The sequence below is a fragment of the Modestobacter italicus genome (assembly GCF_000306785.1).
Lineage (GTDB): Bacteria > Actinomycetota > Actinomycetes > Mycobacteriales > Geodermatophilaceae > Modestobacter > Modestobacter italicus.
Map to the genome: position 1 here is coordinate 1,516,640 of NC_017955.1, position 25,276 is coordinate 1,541,915.

At 74.7% G+C, this 25,276-nt stretch carries 24 protein-coding genes and 1 tRNA gene; 11 read left to right on the plus strand and 14 right to left on the minus strand.

Annotation, left to right across the window (positions count from 1 at the left end; all coding sequences use genetic code 11):
* Positions 1 to 267: 267 nt before the first annotated feature.
* Together MODMU_RS07380 and MODMU_RS07385 are read right to left on the minus strand one after the other, a co-directional pair.
* Positions 268 to 1,167, minus strand: a complete 900-nt coding sequence (locus MODMU_RS07380) for a tyrosine-type recombinase/integrase (RefSeq protein ID WP_014739579.1) — start codon at positions 1,165 to 1,167, stop codon at positions 268 to 270.
* An 85-nt stretch (positions 1,168 to 1,252) separates the two neighbouring features.
* Positions 1,253 to 1,325, minus strand: a tRNA-Arg gene (locus MODMU_RS07385).
* Positions 1,326 to 1,513: 188 nt separating this feature from the next.
* Here MODMU_RS07385 and MODMU_RS07390 point away from each other — a divergent pair.
* On the plus strand, positions 1,514 to 2,029 hold the full coding sequence (locus MODMU_RS07390) for a single-stranded DNA-binding protein (protein WP_041795049.1): 516 nt from the start codon (positions 1,514 to 1,516) through the stop codon (positions 2,027 to 2,029).
* A gap of 113 nt (positions 2,030 to 2,142) precedes the next feature.
* Entirely contained in the window at positions 2,143 to 3,813 is a 1,671-nt protein-coding gene (ettA, locus tag MODMU_RS07395) for an energy-dependent translational throttle protein EttA (protein WP_014739581.1), read from the plus strand.
* A 116-nt stretch (positions 3,814 to 3,929) separates the two neighbouring features.
* Here the strand turns inward: ettA and MODMU_RS07400 are convergent, their stop codons facing one another.
* The gene (locus MODMU_RS07400; protein ID WP_041795052.1) at positions 3,930 to 4,364 is read right to left on the minus strand and encodes a protein-tyrosine phosphatase family protein; all 435 of its coding nucleotides are present in this window, start codon (positions 4,362 to 4,364) and stop codon (positions 3,930 to 3,932) included.
* Between the two features lie 59 nt (positions 4,365 to 4,423).
* Between MODMU_RS07400 and MODMU_RS07405 the strand changes: the two genes are divergently transcribed.
* On the plus strand, positions 4,424 to 4,828 hold the full coding sequence (locus tag MODMU_RS07405) for an acyl-CoA thioesterase (RefSeq protein ID WP_014739583.1): 405 nt from the start codon (positions 4,424 to 4,426) through the stop codon (positions 4,826 to 4,828).
* An 83-nt stretch (positions 4,829 to 4,911) separates the two neighbouring features.
* Here the strand turns inward: MODMU_RS07405 and MODMU_RS07410 are convergent, their stop codons facing one another.
* Genes MODMU_RS07410 through MODMU_RS07425 form a run of 4 tightly spaced genes read right to left on the minus strand, consistent with a single transcriptional unit; the run spans position 4,912 to position 7,392 of the window.
* Complete coding sequence (locus MODMU_RS07410) at positions 4,912 to 5,463, minus strand: MOSC domain-containing protein (RefSeq protein WP_231851781.1); 552 nt, start codon at positions 5,461 to 5,463, stop codon at positions 4,912 to 4,914.
* Complete coding sequence (locus MODMU_RS07415) at positions 5,448 to 6,095, minus strand: energy-coupling factor transporter transmembrane component T family protein (RefSeq protein WP_014739585.1); 648 nt, start codon at positions 6,093 to 6,095, stop codon at positions 5,448 to 5,450. Before MODMU_RS07415 ends, MODMU_RS07410 begins: the two co-directional genes overlap by 16 nt.
* The gene (locus MODMU_RS07420) at positions 6,092 to 6,832 is read right to left on the minus strand and encodes an energy-coupling factor ABC transporter ATP-binding protein (RefSeq protein ID WP_014739586.1); all 741 of its coding nucleotides are present in this window, start codon (positions 6,830 to 6,832) and stop codon (positions 6,092 to 6,094) included. The genes MODMU_RS07415 and MODMU_RS07420 overlap by 4 nt, the downstream gene beginning before the upstream one ends.
* A complete protein-coding gene (locus MODMU_RS07425; protein ID WP_014739587.1) occupies positions 6,829 to 7,392 on the minus strand; it encodes a biotin transporter BioY in 564 nt (187 codons plus the stop codon). Before MODMU_RS07425 ends, MODMU_RS07420 begins: the two co-directional genes overlap by 4 nt.
* A 554-nt stretch (positions 7,393 to 7,946) precedes the next feature.
* Here MODMU_RS07425 and MODMU_RS07430 point away from each other — a divergent pair.
* Positions 7,947 to 8,315 (plus strand): hypothetical protein, encoded by a 369-nt coding sequence (locus MODMU_RS07430; protein ID WP_041795054.1) that lies wholly within the window; start codon positions 7,947 to 7,949, stop codon positions 8,313 to 8,315.
* Between the two features lie 54 nt (positions 8,316 to 8,369).
* On the opposite strand, the gene MODMU_RS07435 is transcribed toward MODMU_RS07430, so the two are convergent.
* From MODMU_RS07435 to MODMU_RS07455, 5 genes are all read right to left on the minus strand, one after another.
* Positions 8,370 to 9,899 (minus strand): ATP-binding cassette domain-containing protein, encoded by a 1,530-nt coding sequence (locus tag MODMU_RS07435; RefSeq protein ID WP_014739589.1) that lies wholly within the window; start codon positions 9,897 to 9,899, stop codon positions 8,370 to 8,372.
* A gap of 155 nt (positions 9,900 to 10,054) precedes the next feature.
* Positions 10,055 to 11,566 (minus strand): glycoside hydrolase family 13 protein, encoded by a 1,512-nt coding sequence (locus tag MODMU_RS07440; protein ID WP_231851782.1) that lies wholly within the window; start codon positions 11,564 to 11,566, stop codon positions 10,055 to 10,057.
* A gap of 117 nt (positions 11,567 to 11,683) precedes the next feature.
* The gene (locus tag MODMU_RS07445) at positions 11,684 to 12,082 is read right to left on the minus strand and encodes a globin (protein ID WP_014739591.1); all 399 of its coding nucleotides are present in this window, start codon (positions 12,080 to 12,082) and stop codon (positions 11,684 to 11,686) included.
* On the minus strand, positions 12,079 to 13,341 hold the full coding sequence (locus MODMU_RS07450) for an MFS transporter (RefSeq protein WP_014739592.1): 1,263 nt from the start codon (positions 13,339 to 13,341) through the stop codon (positions 12,079 to 12,081). Before MODMU_RS07450 ends, MODMU_RS07445 begins: the two co-directional genes overlap by 4 nt.
* A 269-nt stretch (positions 13,342 to 13,610) precedes the next feature.
* Positions 13,611 to 15,710: a prolyl oligopeptidase family serine peptidase gene (locus MODMU_RS07455; RefSeq protein ID WP_014739593.1), complete on the minus strand. Its 2,100-nt coding sequence runs from the start codon at positions 15,708 to 15,710 to the stop codon at positions 13,611 to 13,613.
* Between the two features lie 221 nt (positions 15,711 to 15,931).
* Here MODMU_RS07455 and MODMU_RS07460 point away from each other — a divergent pair, with 221 nt between their 5' ends.
* Positions 15,932 to 16,444, plus strand: coding sequence for an HNH endonuclease (locus tag MODMU_RS07460; protein ID WP_014739594.1), 513 nt, complete (start codon positions 15,932 to 15,934; stop codon positions 16,442 to 16,444).
* Between the two features lie 7 nt (positions 16,445 to 16,451).
* Entirely contained in the window at positions 16,452 to 17,345 is an 894-nt protein-coding gene (locus MODMU_RS07465) for an SCO6745 family protein (RefSeq protein ID WP_231851783.1), read from the plus strand.
* Here MODMU_RS07465 and kynU read toward each other — a convergent pair.
* A complete protein-coding gene (gene kynU / locus MODMU_RS07470; RefSeq protein WP_014739596.1) occupies positions 17,342 to 18,592 on the minus strand; it encodes a kynureninase in 1,251 nt (416 codons plus the stop codon). The genes MODMU_RS07465 and kynU overlap by 4 nt on opposite strands.
* Positions 18,593 to 18,629: 37 nt before the next feature.
* Here kynU and MODMU_RS07475 point away from each other — a divergent pair, with 37 nt between their 5' ends.
* From MODMU_RS07475 to MODMU_RS07485, 3 genes are read left to right on the plus strand one after another with little or no spacing between them, the layout of a single operon-like run.
* Positions 18,630 to 20,060 carry an amidase gene (locus tag MODMU_RS07475; protein WP_014739597.1) on the plus strand — a complete coding sequence of 477 codons (1,431 nt, stop codon included), beginning with the start codon at positions 18,630 to 18,632 and terminating at the stop codon, positions 20,058 to 20,060.
* Between the two features lie 41 nt (positions 20,061 to 20,101).
* Positions 20,102 to 20,437 (plus strand): aa3-type cytochrome oxidase subunit CtaJ, encoded by a 336-nt coding sequence (gene ctaJ, locus MODMU_RS07480; protein WP_014739598.1) that lies wholly within the window; start codon positions 20,102 to 20,104, stop codon positions 20,435 to 20,437.
* Positions 20,438 to 20,495: 58 nt separating this feature from the next.
* Positions 20,496 to 20,969, plus strand: coding sequence for a DUF5130 family protein (locus MODMU_RS07485; protein WP_051144146.1), 474 nt, complete (start codon positions 20,496 to 20,498; stop codon positions 20,967 to 20,969).
* A gap of 91 nt (positions 20,970 to 21,060) precedes the next feature.
* Here the strand turns inward: MODMU_RS07485 and pepN are convergent, their stop codons facing one another.
* A complete protein-coding gene (gene pepN / locus MODMU_RS07490; RefSeq protein ID WP_014739600.1) occupies positions 21,061 to 23,607 on the minus strand; it encodes an aminopeptidase N in 2,547 nt (848 codons plus the stop codon).
* Positions 23,608 to 23,754: 147 nt separating this feature from the next.
* Here pepN and MODMU_RS07495 point away from each other — a divergent pair, with 147 nt between their 5' ends.
* Both MODMU_RS07495 and MODMU_RS07500 read left to right on the plus strand, forming a co-directional pair.
* The gene (locus tag MODMU_RS07495) at positions 23,755 to 24,420 is read left to right on the plus strand and encodes a DsbA family oxidoreductase (RefSeq protein WP_014739601.1); all 666 of its coding nucleotides are present in this window, start codon (positions 23,755 to 23,757) and stop codon (positions 24,418 to 24,420) included.
* A gap of 69 nt (positions 24,421 to 24,489) precedes the next feature.
* Positions 24,490 to 25,245 carry an SDR family oxidoreductase gene (locus MODMU_RS07500; RefSeq protein ID WP_014739602.1) on the plus strand — a complete coding sequence of 252 codons (756 nt, stop codon included), beginning with the start codon at positions 24,490 to 24,492 and terminating at the stop codon, positions 25,243 to 25,245.
* Positions 25,246 to 25,276 lie beyond the last annotated feature (31 nt).

Consider the following 25,276-nt stretch of genomic DNA (forward strand, 5'->3'; position numbering starts at 1 on the left):
GCAGATCCGGCAGCGCACACGGCCCCTGCGCGCGCCGCGTTCCTCTCCCGCTTCGAGCGCGAGGTCGACCCTGAGGGTGTGCTCGATCCTCGCGAGCGAGCCCGTCGGGCACAGCATGCGCGGGAGGCGTACTTCACCCGGCTGGCCCTCGCCTCCGCCCACGCCCGTGGCGCCCGTCGCGCCGACCCATCCGGGGTCCGGTCAGCCTCCAGTGACCTCAGTTAGCGGCTCGTGGATCCCAGTAGCGGCGAGATCTGAGCATCACCCTCACAAGCGATCACCCAGGCCAAGGCGGCGGTGTGCCTCACGGGCGCGCTCGTCGGCCATGGATGCGCCGTAGCGGCGCAGCATCTGCGGTGACTTCCAGCCCATCAGCCGCATGAGGTCGGTCTCGCCTCCGTTAGCGGACAGCCACTCGTGGGCGGCTGTGTGCCGGAACTGGTGCGCGTGAAGCCCGGAGACCCCAACTGCGTCGCCCCGCCGGCCGAGCATCTGGCCCACTCCGCCCGACGACAGCGGTCCGCGGTTCTTCTCCGCCAGCCACAAGTCGGCTCTGTGGGCCTGCGGCTCCCGGGCCCGGACACGAAGGTAGCGGCCGAGCGCCAGACCGGTCTGCTGTCCGAACGGGAGCGCGCGCGGACGCCGTCCCTTGCCGAGGACGTGGACGACGTCGCTGTCGAAGTCGACGTCGGCCACGGCAAGACCGGACACCTCGGACAGCCGGCCACCGGTGTCCAGCAGCAGCCGCATGATCGCGGTGTCCCGCCGGTCGACGAAGGAGTTGCCCTTCGCGCCGGCCAGCAATGCCCGCAGTTGCGCCTCGCTGAGCACGGGCACCGGCTTCTCCGGGACGATCGGCGGCTTCATCCGCTCCATGGGGGAGCGGTCGATCTCCTCCTCGTCCAACAGCCACTTCATGAACTGTTGTAGGGCGCGGTACGTGACGTTCGCCGTCGATGCCGACCGCGTCTCGACCAGGTGACCGATGTAGCCCTCCACCTGCCGCCGGGTCAGTTGCCGCGGCGCCGGCAGCGAGCGTTCCTGCTCGAGGTGGTTGACGAGCCCGACCGCCGCGCGACGGTAGATCGTCTGGGTGTTGAGCGCGCGGTTGGTGCCCTTGAGATGCCGCACGAAGTCGCGGATCAGCGACTCCCAGGTCTCCTGCATCGCCGCAAGTTGTCTGCTGACTGAGCGCTGTGCCAGAGCTCTGTGTACAAGCTTCACGGAGTCCTTGCTGGTCAGCGCCGGGTAGTGCGCCCGGCAGGGATCGAACCTGCGACCAAGTGCTTAGAAGGCACCTGCTCTGTCCACTGAGCTACGGGCGCTCGCGGTGCCGATCATCGCACCACAGCGCCTCGCACGGCCGTAGCGGAGACGACGGGGGACGGGGCGCCGTCGTCCACAGCCGGGGCGTCGCTCCACAACCGCGGCGCAGGCCTGTCCGGCGGAGGCCCGGCGCTGGACGGTGGTCGCACCCCGGCAGCTGGCCGGGTCCCACCGCCAGAGGAGCACCGTGAACGAGACACCCCTCCACGTCGTCGGCAACGTCGTCGACGTGCCGCGCCACACCCGGACCGCCAACGGGTCGGTCACCAACTTCCGCATCGCGTCGTCGTCCCGCCGCTGGGACGACGAGACCAAGGGCTTCGTCGACGGCGCCAGCCTCTTCGTCGACGTCGCCTGCTGGGGTGAGCTGGGCGGCAACGTCGTCCGCAGCATCAGCAAGGGCGACCCGGTCGTGGTGGTCGGCAACCTGCTCACCGAGTCCTGGGACAGCGACTCCGGGCGGCGCAGCGCCAACCGGATCAAGGCCGTCGCCGTGGGGCTGAACCTGGCCCGCGGCTGGTCGGAGTTCACGCGGCCCGCCCGTGCCGGTGCCGTCCCCGACCTGGCGCCGCCGGAGGACGCACCGCCCGCCGAGGACCCCTACGCGGACCGGTCGACGGACTACATCGAGGGGGAGCGGACGTTGCACCTGACGGACTCCGACGTCAGCGGCGACCGCGAGGCGGTGCCGACGCCGGCGTGAGCCTCCCCGGCTGGGAGGATCGGAGTCGAGAACGCAGGGGGCGGGGCCGGAGTCGCGGCGCGGCCGCCCCGCCCCGCCCCCACTCGCGACCTGACGGAAGGCTCGAACCCCCAGTGGCCCAGTACATCTACTCGATGGTCCGTGCGCGCAAGGCGCACGGCGACAAGGTGATCCTCGACGACGTCACCCTGGCGTTCCTGCCCGGCGCCAAGATCGGCGTGGTCGGCCCGAACGGCGCCGGCAAGTCCACGGTCCTCAAGATCATGGCCGGTCTGGAGACCGCCTCCAACGGCGACACCGTGCTCGCCCCCGACGCCACCGTCGGCATGCTCCAGCAGGAGCCGCCGCTCAACGAGGACCTCGACGTGCGCGGCAACGTCGAGGAGGCCGTCGCCGACCTCCGCGCGGCGCTGAACCGCTTCGAGGAGGTCAGCGCGGCGATGGGTGAGCCCGACGCCGACTTCGACAAGCTGCTGAGCGAGCAGGGCGAGCTCATGGAGGTCATCGAGAACGCCGACGGCTGGGAGCTCGACGCCCGCATCGAGCAGGCCATGGACGCGCTGCGCTGCCCGCCCGGCGACGCCGACGTCCGGGTGCTGTCCGGTGGTGAGCGGCGCCGCGTGGCGCTGTGCAAGCTGCTGCTCGAGGCGCCGGACCTGCTGCTGCTCGACGAGCCCACCAACCACCTCGACGCGGAGAGCGTCGCGTGGCTGGAGCAGCACCTGGAGAAGTACGCCGGCACCGTCATCGCCGTCACCCACGACCGGTACTTCCTGGACAACGTCGCCGAGTGGATCCTGGAGCTCGACCGCGGCCGCGCGTACCCCTACGAGGGCAACTACTCCACCTACCTGGAGACCAAGGCGACCCGACTCAAGGTCGAGGGCGCCAAGGACGCCAAGCGCGCCAAGCGGCTGCGCGAGGAGCTGGAGTGGGTGCGCTCGGGCGCCAAGGCCCGCCAGGCCAAGAGCAAGGCCCGGCTGGCCCGCTACGAGGAGATGGCCGCGGAGGCGGACAAGTTCCGCAAGCTGGACTTCGAGGAGATCCAGATCCCGCCGGGCCCGCGGCTGGGCAGCATCGTCATCGAGACCAAGCACCTGACCAAGGGCTTCGGTGACCGCGTGCTCATCGACGACCTGTCGTTCACCCTGCCGCGCAACGGCATCGTCGGCGTGGTCGGTCCGAACGGCGCCGGCAAGACGACGCTGTTCAAGATGCTCGTCGACCAGGACAAGCCCGACGACGGCGAGGTCAAGGTCGGCGAGACGGTCAAGATCAGCTACGTCGAGCAGAACCGCAGCGGCATCGACCCGGCGAAGAGCCTGTGGGAGGTCGTCTCCGACGGGCTGGACCACATCAAGGTCGGCAACGTCGAGATGCCCTCGCGCGCCTACGTCTCCGCGTTCGGGTTCAAAGGCCCGGACCAGCAGAAGAAGGCCGGCGTCCTCTCCGGCGGTGAGCGCAACCGGCTGAACCTGGCGCTGACCCTCAAGCAGGGCGGCAACCTGCTGCTGCTCGACGAGCCGACCAACGACCTGGACGTCGAGACCCTCACCAGCCTGGAGAGCGCCCTGCTGGAGTTCCCCGGCTGCGCCGTGGTCGTCAGCCACGACCGGTGGTTCCTGGACCGGGTGGCGACGCACATCCTCGCCTACGAGGGTGAGTCGAAGTGGTTCTGGTTCGAGGGCAACTTCGCCGACTACGAGAAGAACAAGGTCGAGCGGCTCGGCATCGACGCCACCCGCCCGCACCGCGCCACGTACCGGAAGCTCAGCCGGGACTAGAAGGACCCCGCTGCCCCCCACGCCTCGTACCTCGGCGCGGGCCCCTGCAGCGGGGCCGTTCCACGGCCTCACCGTCGGCCGGTCGGAGCCCTTTGCTCCGGCCGGCCGTCGGTGTCTCAGCGCGGGGTGAAGCGGGCGACGAAGCGGCGCTGGCCCGGGGTCTCCACCGCGCGCGGGCGGTAGTGCGCGCGGACGAACCCGACCGCCTCCGCCGGCGGCACCCCGTCCAGCACGGCCAGGCAGGCCAGCGCCGTCCCGGTCCGGCCGGTGCCACCGTGGCAGGCCAGCTCGACCCGCTCCACCGCCGAGCGTCCCCACACCTCGAGCAGGGCTGCGCGCAGCTGCGCCGGGTCGGCCGGCAGCCGGAAGTCAGGCCAGCGCACCCAGCGCTCCTCCCACGGCACCGGCTCCGGCCGCCGGCCCAGCAGGTAGACCCCGAGGTCGGGCACCGGGCCCGCCGGCAGCGGCGCCCCTCGTCCGCGCCCGCGCACCCGGCGCCCCGACGGCAGGGTCAGCACCCCCGGCGCGGTCGGCTCCCACCCTCCGTCCATGCCGGCGAGGGTAGGGCCGCGTGCAGCCCCGGAGCGGCCCGTAGGGCAGGGTGGCCGCCGTGAGGCACACCGTCGCCGTCCCGATGCGCTGGTCGGACATGGACGCCTACCAGCACATCAACAACGTGGCCTTCCTCGGCTACTTCGAGATGGCGCGGGTGGACCTGTTCTTCGACCAGCCCACCCACGACGAGAAGACCGGCCTGCGCCGCGGCATCGTCGTCGCCTCGCACGAGGTCACCTACAAGCGGTCGGTGGTCTACGACGCCGAGCCGCTCAAGGTGGAGATCTGGGTCTCCGGCATCCGGGCCGCGGCCTTCACCTGCCATTACGAGCTGTTCGACCACGGCCAGCTGGCGGTCACCGGCAGCACCCTGCTGGTCCCGGTCGACTTCGCGCTCAACCGCCCCCGCCGCCTCACCCCGGCGGAGAAGGTCTTCCTCACCAAGTACCTCGACGACTGACCCCCGGCCGGGTTCGGCGCCGGACCCCCACCAGGTTTCCGCGCCGAAACCAGCGCGCATTCGCGCGGGCAAGCGCGGGGAGGTCAGTCGGGGAGAGCGACGATGCGGGGGACCGGGCGGTCGGCGCCGACCGGGGCGCCGCGGTCGGCGGCCTCCTCGTCCGGCACCAGCCGGACGACGTCGCCCTCGGCCACCGTCCCGCCGACGAGCACCGCGGCGTTGACCCCGCCGCGGGCCGCCAGGGCCTTCACCAGCTTCCAGCCGGTCAGCTGCTCCAGGTGCCGGCACGGCGGGCAGCGCTTGGTGCCGAACGCCAGCACCTCACCGACCGCGAAGTACCGGCCGACCAGCGAGGGCAGCGCGATGCCGGCGGTGACCAGGTTCCGCCGGGTCGCGCCCGGGGTCAGCGGGACACCGACCTCGCGCGCCACCGCCGCCACCTCGTCGGCGTCGATCAGCGTCAGCTGCTTCTCCTGCAGCGGGTAGCCGGCCCACGTGCCGCCCCCGTCCGCGTAGCGGTCACCCTCCAGCCCGACCCCGGCCAGCGCCCGGACCGACGCCGACCGCACCATCGGCGCCGCGGCCGCCGGCGCCGTCCAGATCTCCCGCACCCGGCCGGTCACGACCGCCGCCACGCCACGCGCGGTGGTGGCTCGACGTCGGCACCCCGGGCGTCGAGCGCCTCGCTGACGTCGTGGGCCATCTGCAGCGCCTGGACCAGCAGCGGGGCGACGGTGGTCCGCAGCGCGCGCACTCCCCGGGCCGAGCCGCCGCGGGCGGCCTGCGCGGCCCGGATCCGGTCGGCGCGCTCGGTGAGCACCGGGATGAAGCGCAGCGCCAGGGTCACCGCCAGGCCCACCCGCGCCGGCCGGACCCCGACCAGCTGCAGCGGCGCGCACAACCGCTCGATCACGGCGACCATCTCGCTCACCCGGGTCGTCGCGGTCACCACTGCCGCGGCCAGCACCAGCGTGAGCAGCCGGAGCGCGACGTGCACGCCGGTGAGCAGCTCGGTGGTCACCGCGTGCACGACGAGCAGCGCCAGCAGCCACCACCGCACCGCCCGTGCCTGCCGGGCCAGGACGGCGACCGGCAGCCGGGCCACGACCGACCCGACGACCAGCACCCCGGCCAGCGCGGCGCCGGCGGCGGTCAGCGTCGGCAGCCAGAACAGCGTCACGGCCAGGACCCCCAGGCCCAGCAGCTTGGCCCCGGCCGGCAGCCGGTGGACGACGCTGTCCCGCCGGACGTACAGCGCGAGGGTCACCGGGTGGCCATGAGACTGCGGTAGGCGGCGACCGCCGGGGCGGGCGCGGCGTCCTCGACCACCCGGCCGCCGTCGACCACCAGTACCCGGTCGAAGCCGTCGAGCAGGTCCAGCTGGTGGGTCACGACGACCACCTGCTGCTCGAGCCCCGCGATCAGCTCCCCGACCCGGCGGGCGTTGACCAGGTCCAGCAGCGTCGTCGGCTCGTCGAACACGATCCGGGCCGGGCGCATCACGAGCACGCCGGCGATGGCCAGCAGCTGCTTCTGCCCGCCGGAGAGCAGGTGCGCGGGGTGGTCGGCGTGCCCGGCCAGGCCGTAGCGGGCGAGCACCTCGGCGACCCGGGCGGCGCGCTCCCCGGCCGGCACGCCCTGGTTCTCCAGCCCGTAGCCGACGTCCTCGGCGACCGTGGGGTGCACGATCTGGGCGTCGGGGTCCTGGAAGACGAAGCCGACCCGCCGGCGCACCGCGCGCACCTGGGTGCGGGTGTCCAGCCCGTCGACCAGCACCTGCCCCTCCTCGGGCACCACGAGCCCGTTGAGCAGCCGGGCGAAGGTGCTCTTGCCCGACCCGTTCGCGCCGATGACCCCCACCCGCGGCTCGGTCAGCGTCAGGTCGATGCCGGCCAGCACCACCCGGTCGCCGTACCGGTGCCCGACCCCGCGCAGCTCGACGCCCCGGCCGGGGTCGGCCACGTCGGCGCCCGCCGCGACGGTGCCGGGGCGGCGGAACCTCACCTGACGCCGACGGCCCGTCGGGGACGCTCGATCACCGGGTAGCTGCGCCGCACGACGTCGGCGATGGCCGCCGCGACGAACGCTTTGACCAGGTCTCCGGGCACGAACACGGCGGCACCGGACCAGAGCGCGGTGTCCCAGGGGAGGCCGGCGACGGCCTTGAGGACCGGGACGCCGACCGCGTAGATCACCACGATGCCGCCGAGCACGTTGATCAGCGTGCCGACGGCGACGTTGTAGCGCCGCCAGGTCCGCTCGGTCAGCCAGCCGATGACGGCGGCGGCGAACGGCCAGCTGAACAGGTACCCCGCCGTGGCCCCGGCGAAGGGCGCCAGGCCACCGGTCCCGCTGGCCAGCAGCGGCAGTCCCACCGCCACCAGGACGAGGAACAGCAGGACGGCGAGGAAGCCGCGGCGGGCACCGAGCACGCTGCCGGCGAGCATCACGCCGAGCGTCTGCGCCGTGATCGGCACCGGACCGACGTTGATGGCGGGCAACGTGCCCAGCACCGCGATGATCGCGGCGAACAGGGCGATGTAGGCGAGGTCGCGGGTCTTCACGGCGTCTCCTCTGCTGGCAGCGGGTGGGGGCCCGCGCGTTCCCGGCGGAAGGTACCCGAGTCGGGCCCGCAGGCGACCGGCCGGGCGCAGCGCTGCGGAGGCGCCGGCCGGTGACGCGTCCCCCGCGAACGCCGCCCAGCCGCTCGCGGTGAGTGTCGGCGCGCTCACCTGCAGATACGTCCGCCGGTTTGCCCGGCCCGGTCGAGCCGTGTTGTCTGGGGTCCTGAGCCCCTCGGCGAAGGCGGAACAACGGCATGGCAACCGGGTGGTGGGCGTCGCTGTGGTCGTGGTCGCGCCCGTTGCCGCAGCACCCTGCGGCGGAGGCCCAGCGGGACCCGGACCGGGTGCCCGACGACGGCCCCCTGCCCGCTGCCGCGCCCGCCCTCGACGAGACGGCTCCGCACCACGCGGCGCACGCCGAGGCGGCACCGCCGCCGCCCCGGGACCCCGTGCCCGTCCACCCGTCCGGTCCGTCCGGTCGACCCGGGTCCCATCCCGACCCGGAGCGCAGCGAACCGCTGCGTCCCCCAGCGACAACGACAGGAGCCCCACCCGTGGCACAGCTCGACAACGTCATCGCGGACCTGCTCGCCATCGAGGGCGCCACCGGCGCCGCGATCGTCGACATCGACAGCGGCATGGCCCTCGCCTCCGGCGGCAGCCCCGGCTTCGACCTGAACGTCGCGGCCGCCGGCAACTCCAACGTGGTCCGCGCCAAGCTGCGCACCATCTCCGACCTGGAGCTGAAGGACGAGATCGAGGACGTCCTGATCACGCTGCAGGGCCAGTACCACCTGATCAACGTGCTGACCGGCGAGGGCAACGCCGGCCTGTTCATCTACCTCGTGCTCAACCGCGTGGGCGCCAACCTGGCCCTGGCCCGGCACAAGCTGCGGGCGGTCGCGGGCCACGTCACCGTCTGAGGCGCCCGCTGCGCCGGCGCTCACCCCAGGCGGGGGGACGGGGAGGGCGCCGGCTCAGGCCGCGGTCGAGGCGGCGATGATCCGGTCGCGCAGCGTGCCGTCGGCCGGCCCGCCGGTGTCGATCCAGCGGGTGACCCGGCCGCCGGAGACGATCCCGACGCGGTCGCAGCACTCGGCCAGCTCGTCGGGGTCGACCGAGACCACGACCACCGAGGCGCCGTTCCCGGTGGCGTCGTCCAGCAGCTCGCGCACCTGCCGGCGGGCCCGGACGTCCAGCCCGCGGGTGGGCTCGTGCAGCACGAGGACGTCGTGCGCCGAGGCGGCCATCCAGCGGGCCAGGGCCAGCTTGTGCTGGTCCCCGCCGGACAGCGCGCCCACCCGGGTGCGGATGCTCAGGGTCTTCACGTCCATCTTGTGCACGGTCCGGATGACGCCGCGCAGGGTGGCGATCTCCGAGCGCAGGTCGGTGAGCGCGCCCCACTCCTCCTGGGTGAGCGTCCGGGCGATGGTCTCGCCGGGGTCGACCCCGTACGCGTCCTCGTCCGGGCGGTAGGCGGGCAGCCGCAGCGCGTGGCCGTTCGCGCCGGGGTCCAGCTCGCGGGGCTCGCCGTGCAGCAGCAGCTCGTCGGTGATCGCCGGGAACTCGCCGGTCAGCGCGCCGGCGATCTCCCGGACGCCGGAGGAGCGGCGACCGGTCAGCCCGATCACCTCACCGCGGCGCAGCAGCAGGTCCACGCCGTCCACCGCGCCGGGCACCCGCAGGTTCCGCACGTGCAGGGCGACCTCCTCCGCGGGCAGCGGCTGCGGCCCGGCGGGCCCCGGGACCGGCTCGCGCTCGGGCCTCGGCACGACCGCCGTCACCCGGGTCGCGGGCACCGGCTCGCCCACGGTCTCCGCGGCCAGCCGGACCGGGTCCAGGGCCCCCGCCGGGCTGTCCAGCGCGATCCGGCCGTCGCGGAGCACCAGCACCCGGTCGACGACCTCGAGCATCTCCGGCAGCCGGTGGCTGATGTAGAGCACGCCCCGGCCCTGGCGGCTGAGCCGGCCGGCGACGGCGTGCAGGCCGGTGACCTCCATCGGCAGCAGCGCCGCCGACACCTCGTCGAGCACCACCAGCCGGGTGTCCTCGGCGAGCACCCGGGCGATCTCCACCAGCCCGTGCACGAAGTGCGGCAGCTCGCCCACCAGGGTGTCCGGGTCGACGTCCAGGGTGACCGTGGACAGCAGCACCTGCGCCTGCCGGCGCAGCTCCGCCGGCGGCCGCCCGGCCTGCGGGGTCCCGCGGAAGACCGCCTGGGCGATGGTGAGCTCCGGGTCGATGCGGACCAGCTGCTCCACCACGCCGACCCCGAGGTGACGGGCGTCGTCCGCCGACAGCGGCGCGTAGGGGACGCCCTGCAGCGTCATGACGCCGGAGTCGGCGGCGGTGATGCCGGCGAGGATGTCGCCGAGGGTGGACTTGCCCGCCCCGTTGGTCCCGACGAGCCCGACGATCTCGCCCTCACCGACGCTGAAGGAGACGTCGCGCAGCACGCGACGGGCGCCGAAGGACTTCGTCAGGCCCTGGACCTGGAGCAGCGACATGAGCGGGCGGGCTCCCTGGGAGGGTCGTCGACGCAGGTCGGTGGAGGGTGGTCCCAGCGGTGACGGCGACGCTGCGTGACCACACGCATGCTACCCGGGGGCGGGCCGCGCGCCTCCCGGGACGGCGGGTCCCGGGGGCGCGGCGGCGGGGTGGCTCAGGCGCCGAGCCAGACGGCGGCGTCGACGGGCAGCTGCCCGCCGTCGACCGGCTCGCTGGCCAGCAGCACCTGCCCCTCGGGCAGCGGCACCGGGCCGGCCGAGAGGTTGACCAGGCACACCAGCCCACCCGGACGGCGGAAGGCCAGCACCCCCTCCGGTGCGGGCAGCCACTCGAGTGCGTCGCCGCGGACGGCGGGGGAGCTGCGCCGCAACGCCAGCGCCGCGCGGTACAGCGACAGCACCGAGTCGGGGCTGCCGGCCTCGGCCTCGACCGTCAGCGGGCCCCAGCCCGCGGGCATCGGCAACCAGGTGCCGGCGGTGCTGGAGAAGCCGTACGGCGGCTGGTCGCCGGACCACGGCATCGGCACCCGGCAGGCGTCGCGACCGCGCTCGGTGCGCCCGGAGCGCTCCCAGATCGGGTCCTGCAGCACCTCGTCGGGGAGGTCGACGTCGGGCATGCCGAGCTCGTCGCCGTTGTAGACGTAGGCCGCGCCGGGCAGCGCCAGCTGCAGCAGCGCCGCCGCCCGGGCCCGGCGGGTGCCCTGCTCGCCGCCGCCGTAGCGGGTGACGTGCCGGGGCCGGTCGTGGTTGGACAGCACCCAGCAGGCCGGCGCCGGGGTGCCGGCCACGGTCGCCAGCGAGTGGTCGATCGCCGTCCGCAGCTCGGTGGGCTCCCAGCCGGAGGTCAGCAGCTTGAAGTTGAACGCCAGGTGCAGCTCGTCGGGCCGCAGGTACTCGGCCAGCCGGTCGTCGTCGGCCACCCACACCTCACCGACGGCCATGGTGCCCGGGTAGCCGTCGAGCACGGTGCGGACCCGGCGGTGCACCAGGTGGACGCCGTCCTGGTCGAACCGGTGGTCCCCGGGGCCGTGGTCGGCGAGCAGGCCGGTGTCCTCCATCGGCAGCATGTCCGGCAGCCCGGCGGGCTTGGCCATGCCGTGCGCGACGTCGATCCGGAAGCCGTCGACACCGCGGTCCAGCCAGAACCGCATGGTCGCCTCGAGGTCCTCGACGACCTCGGGGTCGATGAAGTCCAGGTCGGGCTGCTCGGGGGCGAACAGGTGCAGGTACCACTGGCCGTCGGGCACCCGGGTCCAGGCCGGCCCGCCGAAGACCGACGGCCAGTTGTTCGGCGGCTCGGCGCCGTCCGGGCCGCGGCCGTCGCGGAACAGGTAGCGGGCCCGGGCCGGCGAGCCGGGCGGTGCCGCCAGCGCCTCCTGGAACCACTCGTGGTCGTGCGAGCTGTGGTTCGGGACCAGGTCGATGGTCACCCGGATGCCGTGGGCGTGGGCGTCGGCGAGCAGGGCGTCGAAGCCGGGCAGGTCGCCGAACACCGGCTCCACGTCCCGCGGGTCGGCGACGTCGTAGCCGTGGTCGGCCATCGGGGAGGGGTAGAACGGCGTGATCCACAACGCGTCGACGCCGAGCTCGGCCAGGTACGGCAGCCGCGAGCGGATGCCCGCCAGGTCACCGACGCCGTCACCGGTCTCGTCGGCGAAGCTGCGCACGTACACCTGGTAGAAGACGGCGGTCCGCCACCAGTCGGGATCAGCGGTGGACAGGAAGGGCAGGTGCTGGGTCAGCGGGTGCTCCAGGTGGTGCGGGGCGTGCGGGGGTCGGGTCGCTCAGCGGTTCTGCATGCTGTGCGCGGCCATCTCCAGGTAACCCCACAACGTGGCGTCCTGCTCGGCGGGCAGCTCGAGGGAGTCGACCGCGGCGCGCATGTGGGTGAGCCAGGCGTCCCGGGCGGTCGCGTCGACGGCGAAGGGCGCGTGCCGCATCCGCAGCCGCGGGTGGCCGCGGTTCTCCGAGTAGGTGGTCGGCCCGCCCCAGTACTGCTCCAGGAACATCCGCAGCCGGGTCTCCGCGCCCTCCCAGTCGTCGGCGGGGTACATCGGGCGCAGGACGGGGTCCTCCCGCACGGCGGCGTAGAAGTGCGCGACGAGGGCGCGGAAGGTCTCGGCGCCGCCGACCTCGGCGTAGAAGGTGCGCGCCGAGGGCAGCGACCGGCTCGTCTCGCTCATGACGTCGATCGTCCCTCAGCGGTGGGGGCCGAGGCCACGTGGGCCATGTCTCCGGCGACGTCCGGCGGCGGCGAGCGGCGCAGCGCCAGCAGCGGGCCGATGACGGCCACCAGCCCGACGCCGCCGGCCAGCGCCACCACGGTCGTCGGCCGGAGCAGCTCCGCGCCCGCCCCGGCCAGCACGATGCCCAGCCCCTGCGCGCCGGACAGGCCGGCCACCGCGACCCCGAACGCCCGGCCGCGGTAGGCGCTGGGGACGGCCTGCACGAAGGCGACGTTGAGCGGGATGTTGCACGCGCCGCCGACGCCGGCGACGAAGAACAGCGCGACGACCAGGCTGTAGGCCGCCAGCCCGCGGTCCAGCACCAGCGGCACCAGCCCGGCCAGCAGCACCCCGCCGAGCGACAGCGCGAGCAGCGGGGTGAGCAGCCGGTCGCGCAGCTGCGGCGGGCACAGCCGGCCGAGCACGAGCCCGCCGATCGCCGTCCCGGCCGGGTTGGCGGCCAGCAGCAGCCCGGTGGCCGCGGTGGTCCCGTCCAGCTGCAGCGCGAGCGGGGTGGCGACCCCCTCCGGCGCGTTGACGAAGAAGGCGCTGACCCACAGCAGCCCGACGATCGCGCGCAGCCGGGGGATCGAGGCGACCAGGTGCACCCCGCTGCGGGTGTCCTGCCAGATCGACCGGGCCGCCTCGTCGGGGGTGTCCTGCGCCGGCGCGGGCCGGCGCTGCAGGCCGAGGGCCAGCCAGGCGGCGGAGACGGCGAAGGTCGCCGCGTCCACGAGCAGGGCGACCGCGGGGGAGGCCGCGACCAGCAGGGCACCGCCGAGCAGGTACCCGACCAGCTGCGACACCTGCGCGGTGACGCCGGTCAGCGAGGTGCCGACGGCGTACCGGTCGCCGTGCAGCACGTCGGCCATCAGCGCCGAGCGGGCCGCCTCGAACGGCGGTGAGCACAGCGACACCGCCAGCAGCAGGGCCAGCAGCAGGGCCAGCGGGGTGTGCGGCACGGCCATCAGCGCGACCAGCACCGCCCGGGCCACGTCGCTGCTGATGAGCACCCGGTGGCGGGGGAAGCGGTCGGCCAGCGCGGCCAGCACCGGACCGCCGAGCAGCCAGGGCAGGTAGGTGATGGCGAAGGTGACCGCCGACAGCAGCGCCGAGTCGGTGCGCTGGTAGACCAGCACGGTGAGCGCCACCCGGGCCAGCTCGTCGCCGATCGTGGACAGCAGGTAGGAGCCGAACAGCGGCCGGAACTCGGGCACGGCGAAGACCTGCCGGTAGGTCGCCGGGCGGCTGGCCGCGTCCCCCCGCCCGCGGCCGGAGCGGCTCAGCGGAGGCCTCCACCGCGACCCGGCAGCGGGCACAGCTGGCCCGGATCAGCGCCGCAGTCCTCCATCGCTGTCACCGATCGTGCGCGCTCCATGGCGGTGAGTGTTGCAGGTTCGTGTGACGGGGTCGACCACCTGCCGCCGTCCGGCGGGTACGGGTCGTTCCCGTTCCGGTGGTGCGTGTTCGTCGGAGAACCCGCCGGTCAGCGCGCTGCCGCGGACGGCGACGGCGCCGCCGGGGACAGCCCGGTGAAGGCCGCCACGAAGGCCAGCTGGTCGGCGGCCAGGCCCACCGTGCGGCTCACCGCGCGGGCGCCGTGACCCACCGACAGCTCCCGGCGCAGCACGACCGGCGCCTCCGCGGTGGTCGCGTGCTGGAGCGCCGCGGCGAGCTTGCGGGCGTGCAGCGGGTGCACCCGGGTGTCGGACTCGAAGGTCGTGAACAGCACCGCGGGGTAGGCGGTGCCCTCGACCACCCGGTGGTACGGGGAGTACCCCAGCAGCCAGCCAAGCTCCACCGGGTCCGCGGCGGTGCCGTACTCGTCGTTCCAGGTGCGGCCCAGCCCGAACAGCTCGTACCGGACCATGTCCAGCAGCGGTGCGCTGCACACGACCGCGGCGACCAGGTCCGGGTGCTGGGTGGTCATCGCGCCCACCAGCAGCCCGCCGTTGGAGCCGCCCATCACCGCCAGCTGCGCCGGCGTGGTCCACCCCTCGCCGATGAGGTGCTCGGCGGCGGCGGTGAAGTCGTCGAAGACGTTCTGCTTGCGCTCCCGCATGCCCGCCCGGTGCCACTCCTCGCCGTGCTCGGAGCCGCCGCGCAGGTTGGCCACCGCCCAGACGCCGCCCGCGGCGACCCAGGCCAGCGCCTGCGCGCTGTAGGCCGGGGTCAGCGACACGTTGAAGCCGCCGTAGCCGTAGAGCACGGTCGGCCGGGGGGTGTCCGGTGTGCCGGTACCCGAGAGCACGAACACGTGCACCGGCGTGCCGTCGGCCGAGGTCGCGTGCACCTCCCGCACCTGCACGTCCGGCACCGCGCCGGCGACGGGGGCCTGCTCGTACGCGCCGAGCGCGTCCGGGTCGGCGGCGTCCCAGCGCAGCACCGACGGCGGGGTGGCGTAGTCGGTGTACCCGACCCAGGCGGTGGTGCCGCCCTCCGGCGGGCTGCTCACCCCGGAGACGCTGCCCGGGCGCAGCGCGGTCACGTCGGCGAGCCGGCCGGAACCGTCCGCGGCCCACAGCGACAGCCGGTCGGTCGCGTCCATGGCGTGCACGGCGAGCACCCGCAGCCCGCCGTCCGGGCCGTCGACCAGGGCGGCGTCGGTCAGCACGCCGTCGTCCTGCTGGCCGATGACCTCCTGCCACGCCTCCGGCGCCCAGCTGGCCGGGTCGGCCGGGTCGGCGACGACCAGCCGGTTGCGCGGCGCGTCGCGGTCGGTGTGCAGCCACAGCCGGCCGTCGCGGGCGACCCAGGCGGTGGTCTGCGCGTCGACGCCGACCTGCAGCTCGCGCAGCGCCCCGTCACCGGCGAGGTCGGCCAGCCAGACGTCGTCGCGGGGGGCGGTGCCGATCGAGGCGGAGACGACCAGCCAGCGGCCGTCGGCGCTGGTGCGCACGCCGAAGTAGGTGGCCGGGTCGGCGCCTTCGCCGTGGACGAGGACATCGGACCCCGGGTCGCTGCCCACCCGGTGCCGCCACACCCGCCGGTGGTACTGCTCCTCGCCGGCGGGGACCAGCTCGGGGGCCAGCCGGCGGACGTAGAAGAGCTCCTCGCCGCCGGGCAGCCAGGCGACGGGGGAGTACCGGCAGCGGTCGACCGGGCCCTCCAGCACCTCGCCGGTGCCGACGTCGAGCACGAAGAGCTGGGACTCCTCGTCGCCGCCCACCGAGAGCTGGTAGGCCAGCCGGTCGCCCTCCCAGCTCGGCGACCAGGCGTCGAGCGTGGTGGTGCCGGCCGGGTCGAGCGCGGTCGGGTCGACCAGCACCCGGACGCTCCCGTCGGGCTCGGTGACCCGCAGGACGGCGTGCTCCTGACCGGGGTCGCGCCGGGTGGAGAAGGCCCGACCCCGCCGCCACACGGGGATGCCGACCGCGCCGGCGTGCACCAGCTCGCCGAGCCGGTCGGCGAAGGCCGCGCGGGCGGGCAGCCCGGCCAGCAGGCCGCCGGCCAGCTCGTCCTGGGCGGCGGCCCACGCGGCGGTGCGCGGGTCGTCGTCGTCCTCCAGCCAGCGGTAGGGATCGGCGACGAGGTGGCCGTGCAGGTCCTCGACCAGGTCGAGGCGGGGGGCATCGGGGTAGCGCACCCGCCGACCGTAGCCGGGCCCACCGACGGCCCCGCATCCCATACCACAGGAGGACAGTGCAGGATGGACCTGCCCGTGGGCTGTCGAAGCCGTCGGTGGCCCGGGGCACTCGGAGGTGTCCCGTGTCGGTCACAGCACTCGGGTCGTCGTCCGCGCCGGGGCACCCCGGCGCCCGCCACGACCGCTCTCCCGTTCCGCTCGCGCCCGCCCCGGCTCCGTCCATGACCGGTGCGACGCTCCTGCTCAACGCCACCTACGAGCCGTTGTGCGTGGTCTCCAGCCGCCGCGCGGTCGTGCTGGTCCTGGCCGCCAAGGCCGAGACCGTCGACGTCACCGACGACGAGGTGCACGCCGAGCGGATCACCCTGGCGGTGCCGATCGTGGTGCGGCTGACCCGCTACGTGCGGGTGCCGTACCCGGTGCAGGTGCCGCTGTCCCGCCGCGCCGTGTTCACCCGCGACGGGTCGACCTGCGTCTACTGCGGGGGGTCGGCGACCAGCATCGACCACGTCGTGCCGCGCAGCCGCGGGGGCACGCACAGCTGGGACAACGTCGTCGCCGCCTGCCGGCGCTGCAACCACACCAAGGCCGACCGGTCGCTGGCGGAGATGGGGTGGTCGCTGCCGCACCCCCCGCGCGCCCCCAGCGGCGCGGCCTGGCGGCTGCTGGGGCACCGGACGGTCGACCCGCGCTGGCGGGAGTGGCTGGGCATGCCCGACTCGGTCAGCGCGTAGCGGACCGGTGCCCACCACCACCCCGCCGCTCGCGGCGGGACCCCGGATGCCGGTCGCGCGGCGCCTCTGGGCGCTGGGTGAGCCGTTCCACGCGCTGACCTACTTCGCCGACGAGGCCCGCACCGCCTTCACCGCCGCCGGGCTGCGCACCTTCTGGGCCGGCTACTTCGCCGGCCGGGCCGCGCCGCTGGGCGCCGTCGGCCCGGAGGTCGTGGCCGCGACCTTCGCCTCCTTCGCGCCGGCCTTCGTGGCCCGGCGGGTGCCGGAGGTCTGGTCCACGACGTCGCCCGCGGCCGCGCTGGACGCCCGGCTGGCCGGGGTCGACGCCGCCGTGCAGCGCGCGCTGCCCGGCTGGGCCGGCTCGACCGACGCCGTCGAGGCCGCCACCCTCGCCCGGCGGGCGGCGGAGGCGGTCGACGTCCCGGGCCGCCCGCTCGCGGCGGCGAACTCCGCGCTGCCCCTCCCGCCGGAGCCGCACCTGGCGCTGTGGCAGTCGCTGACGACGCTGCGCGAGCACCGCGGTGACGGGCACCTGGCCACGCTGCTGCAGCACGGGCTGCTCGGCCTGCCCGCCCTCGTGCTCAGCGCCGCGGCCGGGACGACGTCCGCCGACTGGCTGCAGCGCGCCCGCGGCTGGTCGGCCGACGAGTGGACCGACGCCGGGGTCGTGCTGGCCGCCCGCGGCTGGCTCGCCGACGGGGAGCTGACCGCCGACGGGCGGGAGCTGCGGGCCGCGGTCGAGGCGGACACCGACCGGCTGGCCCGGGGCCCGTGGGCGGCGCTCGGCGAGGCCGGCTGCGAGCGGCTGGCCGAGCTGCTCGCACCGGTGCGCCGCGCCGTCCTGGCCGCCGGCGACTGGCCGGCGCACAACCCGATCGGCGTCCCCGACCCCGGCGTCTAGGTGACCCGGGCCCGCTCGGTCGGGTAGCTCGTGTGCGCGCCCTCGGCGAGCACCGTGCGCAGCCGGTCCATGGCGTCCCAGACGTCGACGAACCGGGTGTAGAGCGGGGCCGGGCCCAGCCGCAGCCGGTCCGGCGTCCGGAAGTCCGGGACGACGCCCCGGTCGACGAGCGCCTGCGTCAGCTGCCACGCCTGCGGGTGCGCCAGGCTGACGTGCGAGCCCCGGCGGGGGGCCTCCCGCGGCGAGGCGACGGTGACGCCGTACCCGGTCAGCCACGCGTCGGCGAGCGCGACGACCAGCTCGGTGAGGGCGCGGCCCTTGGCGGCCAGCCGCTCGATGCCCGCCTCCGCGGTGATCCGGGCACCGACCTCCACCGCGGCCATGGCCAGCACCGGCGGGGTGCCGACGCCGAACCGGTCGACGCCGTCCGCCGGGTCGTAGGACGGCCCCATGGCGAACTGGTCGCGGGCGCCGAACCAGCCCCAGATCGGCTGGCGCAGCTGCTCCTGCAGCTCCGAGCGGACGTAGAGGAACGCCGGGGCGCCCGGGCCGCCGTTGAGGTACTTGTAGGTGCAGCCGACCGCGAGGTCCGCGCCGGCGGTGGTCAGCTCGGCCGGCACCGCCCCCGCCGCGTGGCTCAGGTCCCACAGGACGAGAGCACCGGAGTCCCGGGCCAGCGCGGTGACCTCGGCGATGTCGACCAGCGCGCCGGACCGGTAGGCCACCTGGGACAGGACGACGACGGCGACCCGCTCGTCCAGCGCGGCGGCCAGCACGTCGAGGTCCAGCCCGGTGTCGATGTGCGCGTCGACCTCGCGGACGGTCATCCCCCGGGAGGCGGCCACCCCGGCGACGATGTACCGGTCGGTCGGGAAGTCGTCGGCGCAGCAGACCAGCACGTCGCGCCCCGGGCGCGCGTCGGCGCCGGCGACCAGCAGCTTGTAGAGGTCGACGCTGGTCGTGTCCGACACCAGCACCTCCCCGGGCCGGGCGCCGAGGACACCGTCGGCCAGCAGGTCGCCGATCCGGCGGGCCTGCTCGACCCAGCTGCTCCAGGACCCGACCAGGCCGCGGCCCCACTCCTGCTTCACGACCCGGGCGACGGCCGCGGGCGTCTCCACGGGCAGCCGGCCGAGGGAGTTGCCGTCCAGGTAGAGCCCGTCGTCGACGCCGGTGAACCGGGCGCGGAAGGCGGCGAGCGGGTCGGCGTCGTCCAGGGCGGCGGCGGCGGCGCGGGAGAGGTCCACGTGCCCATCGTGGCGCAGCCCCCGCTAGCGTCCGCCCGTGACCTCGTCGACGGGTACGCAGCTGCACGACCTGACCGCGCTGGAGCAGGCCGCCGCCGTCCGCGCGCGGGAGGTGAGCCCGACCGAGCTGGTCGAGCACGCCCTGGCCAGGATCGACGCCCTCGACCCGGGGATCGGCGCCTTCCTCACCGTCACCCCCGACCGGGCACGCGCCGCCGCCGCCCGCGCCGACCAGGCCGTCGTCGACGGCGCGGAGCTGCCGCCGCTGCACGGCGTGCCGACCGCGATCAAGGACCTCAACAACACCGCCGGGGTCCGGACGACGATGGGCTCGCGGGTGCTCGCCGAGTTCGTGCCCGACGTCGACGACGCCGTCGTCACCGCTCTCGCGGCCGCCGGCACCATCAGCGTGGGCAAGACCAACACCCCGGAGTTCGGCTTCCCCTGCTACACCGACAACGACCTCGCCGGGCCCGCCCGCTGCCCCTGGGACACCTCGCTGCTGGCCGGCGGCTCCAGCGGGGGCGCGGCCGCCGCGGTCGCCGCCGGCCTGCTGCCGTTCGCGCAGGGGTCGGACGGCGGCGGCTCGATCCGCATCCCGGCCGGCATCAACGGCCTGTTCGGCATCAAGCCCAGCCGCGGCCGGGTGAGCAACGGGCCGTACAACTCCGAGGTCACCTCGCTGGGCGTGCAGGGCCCGCTGGCCCGGACGGTGCGGGACGCCGCGGCGATGCTGGACGCCATGGCCGGCCCGGTGCCCGGGGACCCGTTCTGGGCGGCGCCGCCGCCGGCCGGGGAGACCTTCCTCGGCTACGCCGACCGGGCGCCGGGCCGGCTGCGGATCGGCCGGTACCTGGACTCCGGCATGCCCGGGGCGGAACTTGACCCGGAGGTGCGGGCCGCCTTCGAGGACGCGTCGGCGTTGCTGGCCGAGCTCGGCCACGAGGTCGAGGACCTGCCGTCCGGTCCGCCGGCCGCCGAGATCTTCCCGTCCTTCGAGGTGGTCTGGGGGCTGTCGGCGACCACCCTGCCGGTGCCCGACGCGGCGGTGCCGCACCTGCGCCCGCTCACCCGGTACCTGCGCGAGCGGGGCCTGGCCCTGTCGGCCAGGGACGCGATGGAGGCGATGTTCGCGCTGCGGCTGTTCTCCCGCCGGTTCATCGCGGCGACCAGCCGCTACGACGTCCTGCTGTCGCCGATCTGCACGATGCCGCCGCGGCCGGTGGGCTGGTTCGGTGCGGACGGCGCCGAGGACTTCGCGCGGCAGACGCGCTACGCCGCCTTCCCGGCCGTCTACAACGTGACCGGTCAGCCCGCGGTGAGCGTGCCGCTGTGGTGGACGGCGTCCGGGCTGCCCATCGGCACCATGCTGGTGGGCCGCCCCGCCGACGAGGCGACGTTGATCTCCCTCTCCGCCCAGCTGGAGCAGGCCCGGCCGTGGGCGCACCGCCACCCCGCGATGTGGTGACCTGCCAGGCCGGGGTCGGGGCGTCCCGGTAGATTGCGGCCATGCCCGTGACCGAGACCGTGCTCATCTACGGCGTCATCCCGCTGGCGGTCTTCCTGCTGCTCGCGGTGTTCACGCTCCTGCCGGGGCGCGGCAAGGAGAAGACCAAGTACCGCCCCGGCCAGCCGTGGACGGCGCAGCCGATCTGGTGGGAGCCGCACCCCGACGCCTCCGGTGTCGTCGGTGGCCACGCGGAGGACGCGCACGCCGACGGCCACGCCGCTCCGAGCCTGGGTGCCACCGCCGCCGCGCTGGCGATCGGCGAGCACCCGCACGCACCGCAGGAGCCCGACTCCCACCGCCGCACCGCCGCCGGCGGCGCCCGCGGGACCTGGTGACCGCGCCGTGAGCACCGCCTTCTCCGCCGCCCCGTCGCCCTCCGGAGGTCCCGGCCCGATGTCCCAGCAGCTCGCCACCCGCGACCACCAGCCCGCGGACACCCGTGGCACCTCGACCGCGGACACCAGCGGCTCGGTGGTCGACGAGTCCGGCGGTACCACGCCGTTCTCCTACCAGGACCTGTCCCGCCTCGACGAGGCGCTGACCATGTCCTCGAAGGAGACCGGGCTGCGCTTCACCCTCTACATCGGCGAGTTGGGCACCGACACCCGGTCGACCGCGGAGGACCTGCACTCCCGCTCCGGCGGCGACACCTCGAACAGCGTGCTCGTGGCGATCTCGCCCGGGCAGCGGGTGCTCGAGATCGTCACCGGCACGGCCGCCGCCCGCCGGCTGCCGGACCGGGCCTGCGCGCTGGCGGTGCTGTCGATGACCAACCGCCTGGGGTCGGGTGACCTCGTCGGCGCGATCGTCAACGGGCTGCGCCAGATGTCCGACGCCGCCGGCCACCCCTCCCGCCGCGGTCACTGAAAGGACCCCCTCGCCCCGCCCCTGCGAGGGGGCCGAACGCCCACGGCCCGGAACTCGATGAGTTCCGGGCCGTGGGCGTTCAGGCGTCCGGCTACGCGGCGGCGTCCCGCTTGCGGGCCCAGAGCGCGCGGGCGACGCCGTCGCGGCCCTCGCTCACCAGCCGGCGCAGCGGGGCCGGCACGTCCTCGCCGGCCAGGAACGCGTCGGCCTCGGCCAGCGTCCGCTCCTCGATGACCTTCGGGAACAGGTACTCGACGGCGTTCTTGGCGATCTCACCGGGCCGGCGGTCCCACAGGCCGCGGATGTCGGCGAAGTACCGCTCCACGTAGGGCGCAGTGAGCTCCTGCTGGGCCGGGTGCCAGAAGCCGGCGACCATCGCCTCGTGCACGGCGTTCGGGATCGACTCGTCGGTGAACGCCCGCTCCCAGGTCTCCGCCTTGGACCCGGCCGTCGGGCGCAGCGCGCGGGCGGTCGCGGCCCGGCGCGCGCCGGTCGCCGTTGCGTCGCGCTGGGACTCGGCGTCGATCTCCGCGTCGCCGGCCGCACCCACGGCGACCAGCCCGTGCAGGAACGCCCAGCGGGCATCGGCGTCGACGGCCAGCCCCTCGAGCTGCCGCGACCCGTCGAGCAGCCCGCGGAGCTCGGCGACGTGCTCGTCGCTGCGGGCCGCGGCGGCCAGCGTGCGCGACCACTGCAGCTGCGCGTCGCTGCCCGGCTCGGCGCTGTGCAGCGCGGCCAGCGCCTTGTCGCCCAGCAGCTCCCAGCCGGTCGGCGCCCAGGCCGGGTCGGCGTAGGCCGACAGCGCCGACTGCACCCGGGCCAGCAGCGACTGGACGACGCTGATCTCGGACTCGGCGTCGACGCCGGCCAGCACCAGCTGCACCCACTCGCGGGCCGGCAGCTCGCCGTCGCGGGTCATGTCCCACGCCGCCGACCAGCACAGCGCCCGCGGCAGCGACTCCGGGATCGCGCCGATCTGGCTGCGCAGCGTGGCCAGCGACCGCTCGTCGAGGCGGAGCTTGGCGTAGGTGAGGTCGTCGTCGTTGACCAGGACCAGGTCGGCGGCCGGGTGGCCGATGAGCTCCTCGACCTCGGTGCGCGCCCCGTCGACGTCCAGCTCGACGCGGTGCGAGCGGGTCAGCCCGTCGGGCCCGGAGCTGTAGAGGCCGACCGCCAGCCGGTGCCGGCGCAGCACCGGGTGCGCCGGGACGGCGGTCTGCTCGATGGCGAAGGAGCTGTACCGGCCGTCGGAGTCCAGCTGGTACACCGGGCGCAGTGTGTTGACCTGGCTGGTCTGCAGCCACTGCGCCGACCAGTCGGACAGGTCCCGGCCGGAGGCCTCGGACAGCTCGCTGAGCAGGTCGTCGAGGGTGGTGTTGCCGTACTCGTGCTTGCGGAAGTACCGGCGCACCCCGGCGAGGAACTCGTCGCGCCCGACGTAGGCCACCAGCTGCTTGAGCACCGAGGCGCCCTTGGCGTAGGTGATCCCGTCGAAGTTCACCTCGACCGCCGCGACGTCGACCATGTCGGCCGCGATCGGGTGGGTCGAGGGCAGCTGGTCCTGCGCGTAGGCCCAGGACTTCTCGGTGTTGGCGAACGTCGTCCAGGCGGTCGTGTACTCGGTCGCCTCGGACTGGCACAGCGTGGAGATGTAGGTGGCGAAGGACTCGTTGAGCCACAGGTCGTCCCACCAGCGCATGGTCACCAGGTCGCCGAACCACATGTGCGCCAGCTCGTGCAGGATCGTCTCGGCCCGCCGCTCGTAGCGCGCCCGGCTGGTCTTGGACCGGAAGACGTAGTCCTCCAGGAAGGTGACCGCGCCGGCGTTCTCCATCGCCCCGGCGTTGAACTCGGGCACGAAGAGCTGGTCGTACTTGTCGAACGGGTACGGGTAGTCGAAGACCCGGTGGTAGAAGTCGAACCCGGCCTTGGTGACGGCGAAGATCTCGTCCGGGTCGAGGTGCTGGGCCAACGACGCCCGGCAGTAGATGCCCAGCGGGATGCCGTCGTGCAGGTCGGTGACCCGGGCGTAGGGGCCGGCCACCAGCGCGACCAGGTAGGTCGAGATCCGCTTGGTCGGGGTGAAGTGCACCAGCTGGGAGCCGGCCTCACCGGCCTCGATGGTCCGGTCGCCGGTGTTGCTCACGACCTGCCAGTCGAACGGCGCGGTGACGTGCACGGTGAAGGTCGCCTTGAGGTCGGGCTGGTCGAAGCAGGCGAACATGCGCTTGGCCTCGGCCGGCTCGAAGTGCGTGTACAGGTAGACCTGCTCGTCCTCCGGGTCGACGAACCGGTGCAGACCCTCACCCGTGCGGGAGTAGCGGCAGTCGGCGTCCACCACCAGCTCGTTCTCCTCGGCCAGCCCCGGGAGGACCAGGCCGCCCTCCTCGGTGTAGCCGCTCACGTCCAGCTCGACGCCGTTGAGGGTGGCGGAGCGGACGCGTTCGGCGACCAGGTCGACGAAGGTCTCGGCGCCGGGGGTGCGCGCGGAGAAGGTGATCGTCGTGAGCGAGCGGAACGTCTCCTCGCCGGGATGGCCCTGGCCGTCGGTCACGTCCAGGAAGAGGTCGTAGCTGGAGACGGCCAGCAGCGCGGCGCGGGCCGCGGCGTCGTCACGGGTCAGGTTGGGGACTGCCACGTACCGGAGCCTCCCATGCCCGGACGACGCTCTCCTCCGGTGTGCCCCGTCGGGCGTCCGGGAACAACCGGACGGCGACCGGACTTGCTGGGCGCAGACGACCCGGGCACGACCCGGACGCACGACCCGAGACCCTGAGGAGCACCCATGACCGAGGCAGTGCAGAGCGCGCCGACGAAGGCCCGCGTCGACTTCTGGTTCGACCCGCTGTGCCCGTGGGCCTGGCTCACCAGCCGCTGGGTGCTGGAGGCCGCCAAGGTGCGCGACATCGACCTGCACTGGCACGTCATGTCGCTGGCGGTGCTCAACCGCGGGCGGGACCTGCCGGAGGAGTACCGCGAGATGATGGCCAAGGCCATCGGCCCGGTGCGGGTCGCTGTCGCGGCTGCCCAGCAGCACGGCGACGACGTGCTCGGCGACCTCTACACGGCGATGGGCACGCTGCGGCACCACGACGGGCTCGAGATCGAGGACGTCATCGCCCCCGCACTCGAGCGGGTCGGGCTGCCCGCGGAGCTGGCCGAGGCCGCGAGCTCGACCGAGTACGACGAGGCGCTGGAGAAGAGCCACCACGAGGGCATGGACCCGGTCGGCGACGACGTCGGCACGCCGGTCATGCACATCGACGGCGTCGCGTTCTTCGGCCCGGTCATCAGCAAGGTGCCCACGGGCGAGGACGCCGGCAAGGCCTTCGACGGCGCCGTGCTGCTGGCCAACCTGCCGGACTTCTGGGAGCTCAAGCGCACCCGCACCGCCGGCCCGGACATGTCCTCGGTCCCCGCCGACGCCCTGGAGCTCACCAGCACCCGCTAGACCCCTCGCGCTCTCGCGCGGACGAGTACGCGTACTCGTTCGCGCGAGAGCGTGCGGCATGCTGTCGCGGTGCCGCACCCCCTCCGCCAGCGGATCTTCCTCACCGGCGCCAGCGCGGGGCTCGGTGCCGGCATGGCCCGCGCGTTCGCCGCCCGGGGCCGCGACCTGGTGCTGGTGGCCCGGCGGCTGGACCGGCTGACCGAGCTGCGCGAGGAGCTGCTCGCCCGCCACCCCGGCCGCCGGGTGGTGGTCGGGGAGCTGGACGTCGACGACCCCGACGCCGTCGCCGAGGTCGTCCCGCGGCTGGCCGGCGAGCTCGGCGGCGTCGACCGGTTCATCGCCAACGCCGGGATCGGCGAGAGCGCCTCGATCGGCACCGGGCACGCTGCCCGCAACCGCGCCGTGCTGGCCACCAACGTGCTGGGCACCCACGCCACCTGCGAGGCGGCGATGGAGCTGTTCCGCGCGCAGGGCGCCGGCCACCTGGTGGTGATCTCCTCGGTGGCCTCGGTGCGCGGCATGGCGGGCAGCCGCTCGGCGTACGGGGCGAGCAAGGCCGCGCTCAACTCGCTGGCCGAGAGCATCCGCGCCGACGTGCTCGGCACCCCGATCGCGGTGACCACCGTGCTGCCCGGCTTCATCGCCACCGACATCAACACCGGCCGCCGCGGCCCGTTCACCGTCGACCTGGCGACCGGTGTCGCGGCGCTGACCGCCGCGGTCGAGCGCGAGCCGGTGCGGGCCTACGTGCCGGAGTGGCCGTGGCGCCCGGTCTCCGCGCTGCTCCGCGTCCTGCCGCTGCCGGTCCTCCGCCGGCTCACCTGATGAAGGACCCGGGTCCCCCCACCCTTGGCAC

Excerpts from the sequence above, each read along its gene's own strand:
- MODMU_RS07380 (WP_014739579.1), bottom strand. The coding sequence starts at position 1,167 with ATGCAGGAGACCTGGGAGTCGCTGATCCGCGACTTCGTGCGGCATCTC.
- MODMU_RS07400 (WP_041795052.1), bottom strand. The coding sequence starts at position 4,364 with ATGGACGGAGGGTGGGAGCCGACCGCGCCGGGGGTGCTGACCCTGCCG.
- MODMU_RS07435 (WP_014739589.1), bottom strand. The coding sequence starts at position 9,899 with ATGTCGCTGCTCCAGGTCCAGGGCCTGACGAAGTCCTTCGGCGCCCGT.
- MODMU_RS07445 (WP_014739591.1), bottom strand. The coding sequence starts at position 12,082 with ATGAGCGAGACGAGCCGGTCGCTGCCCTCGGCGCGCACCTTCTACGCC.
- MODMU_RS07460 (WP_014739594.1), top strand. The coding sequence starts at position 15,932 with ATGACCGGTGCGACGCTCCTGCTCAACGCCACCTACGAGCCGTTGTGC.
- ctaJ (WP_014739598.1), top strand. The coding sequence starts at position 20,102 with ATGCCCGTGACCGAGACCGTGCTCATCTACGGCGTCATCCCGCTGGCG.
- MODMU_RS07485 (WP_051144146.1), top strand. The coding sequence starts at position 20,496 with ATGTCCCAGCAGCTCGCCACCCGCGACCACCAGCCCGCGGACACCCGT.
- MODMU_RS07495 (WP_014739601.1), top strand. The coding sequence starts at position 23,755 with ATGACCGAGGCAGTGCAGAGCGCGCCGACGAAGGCCCGCGTCGACTTC.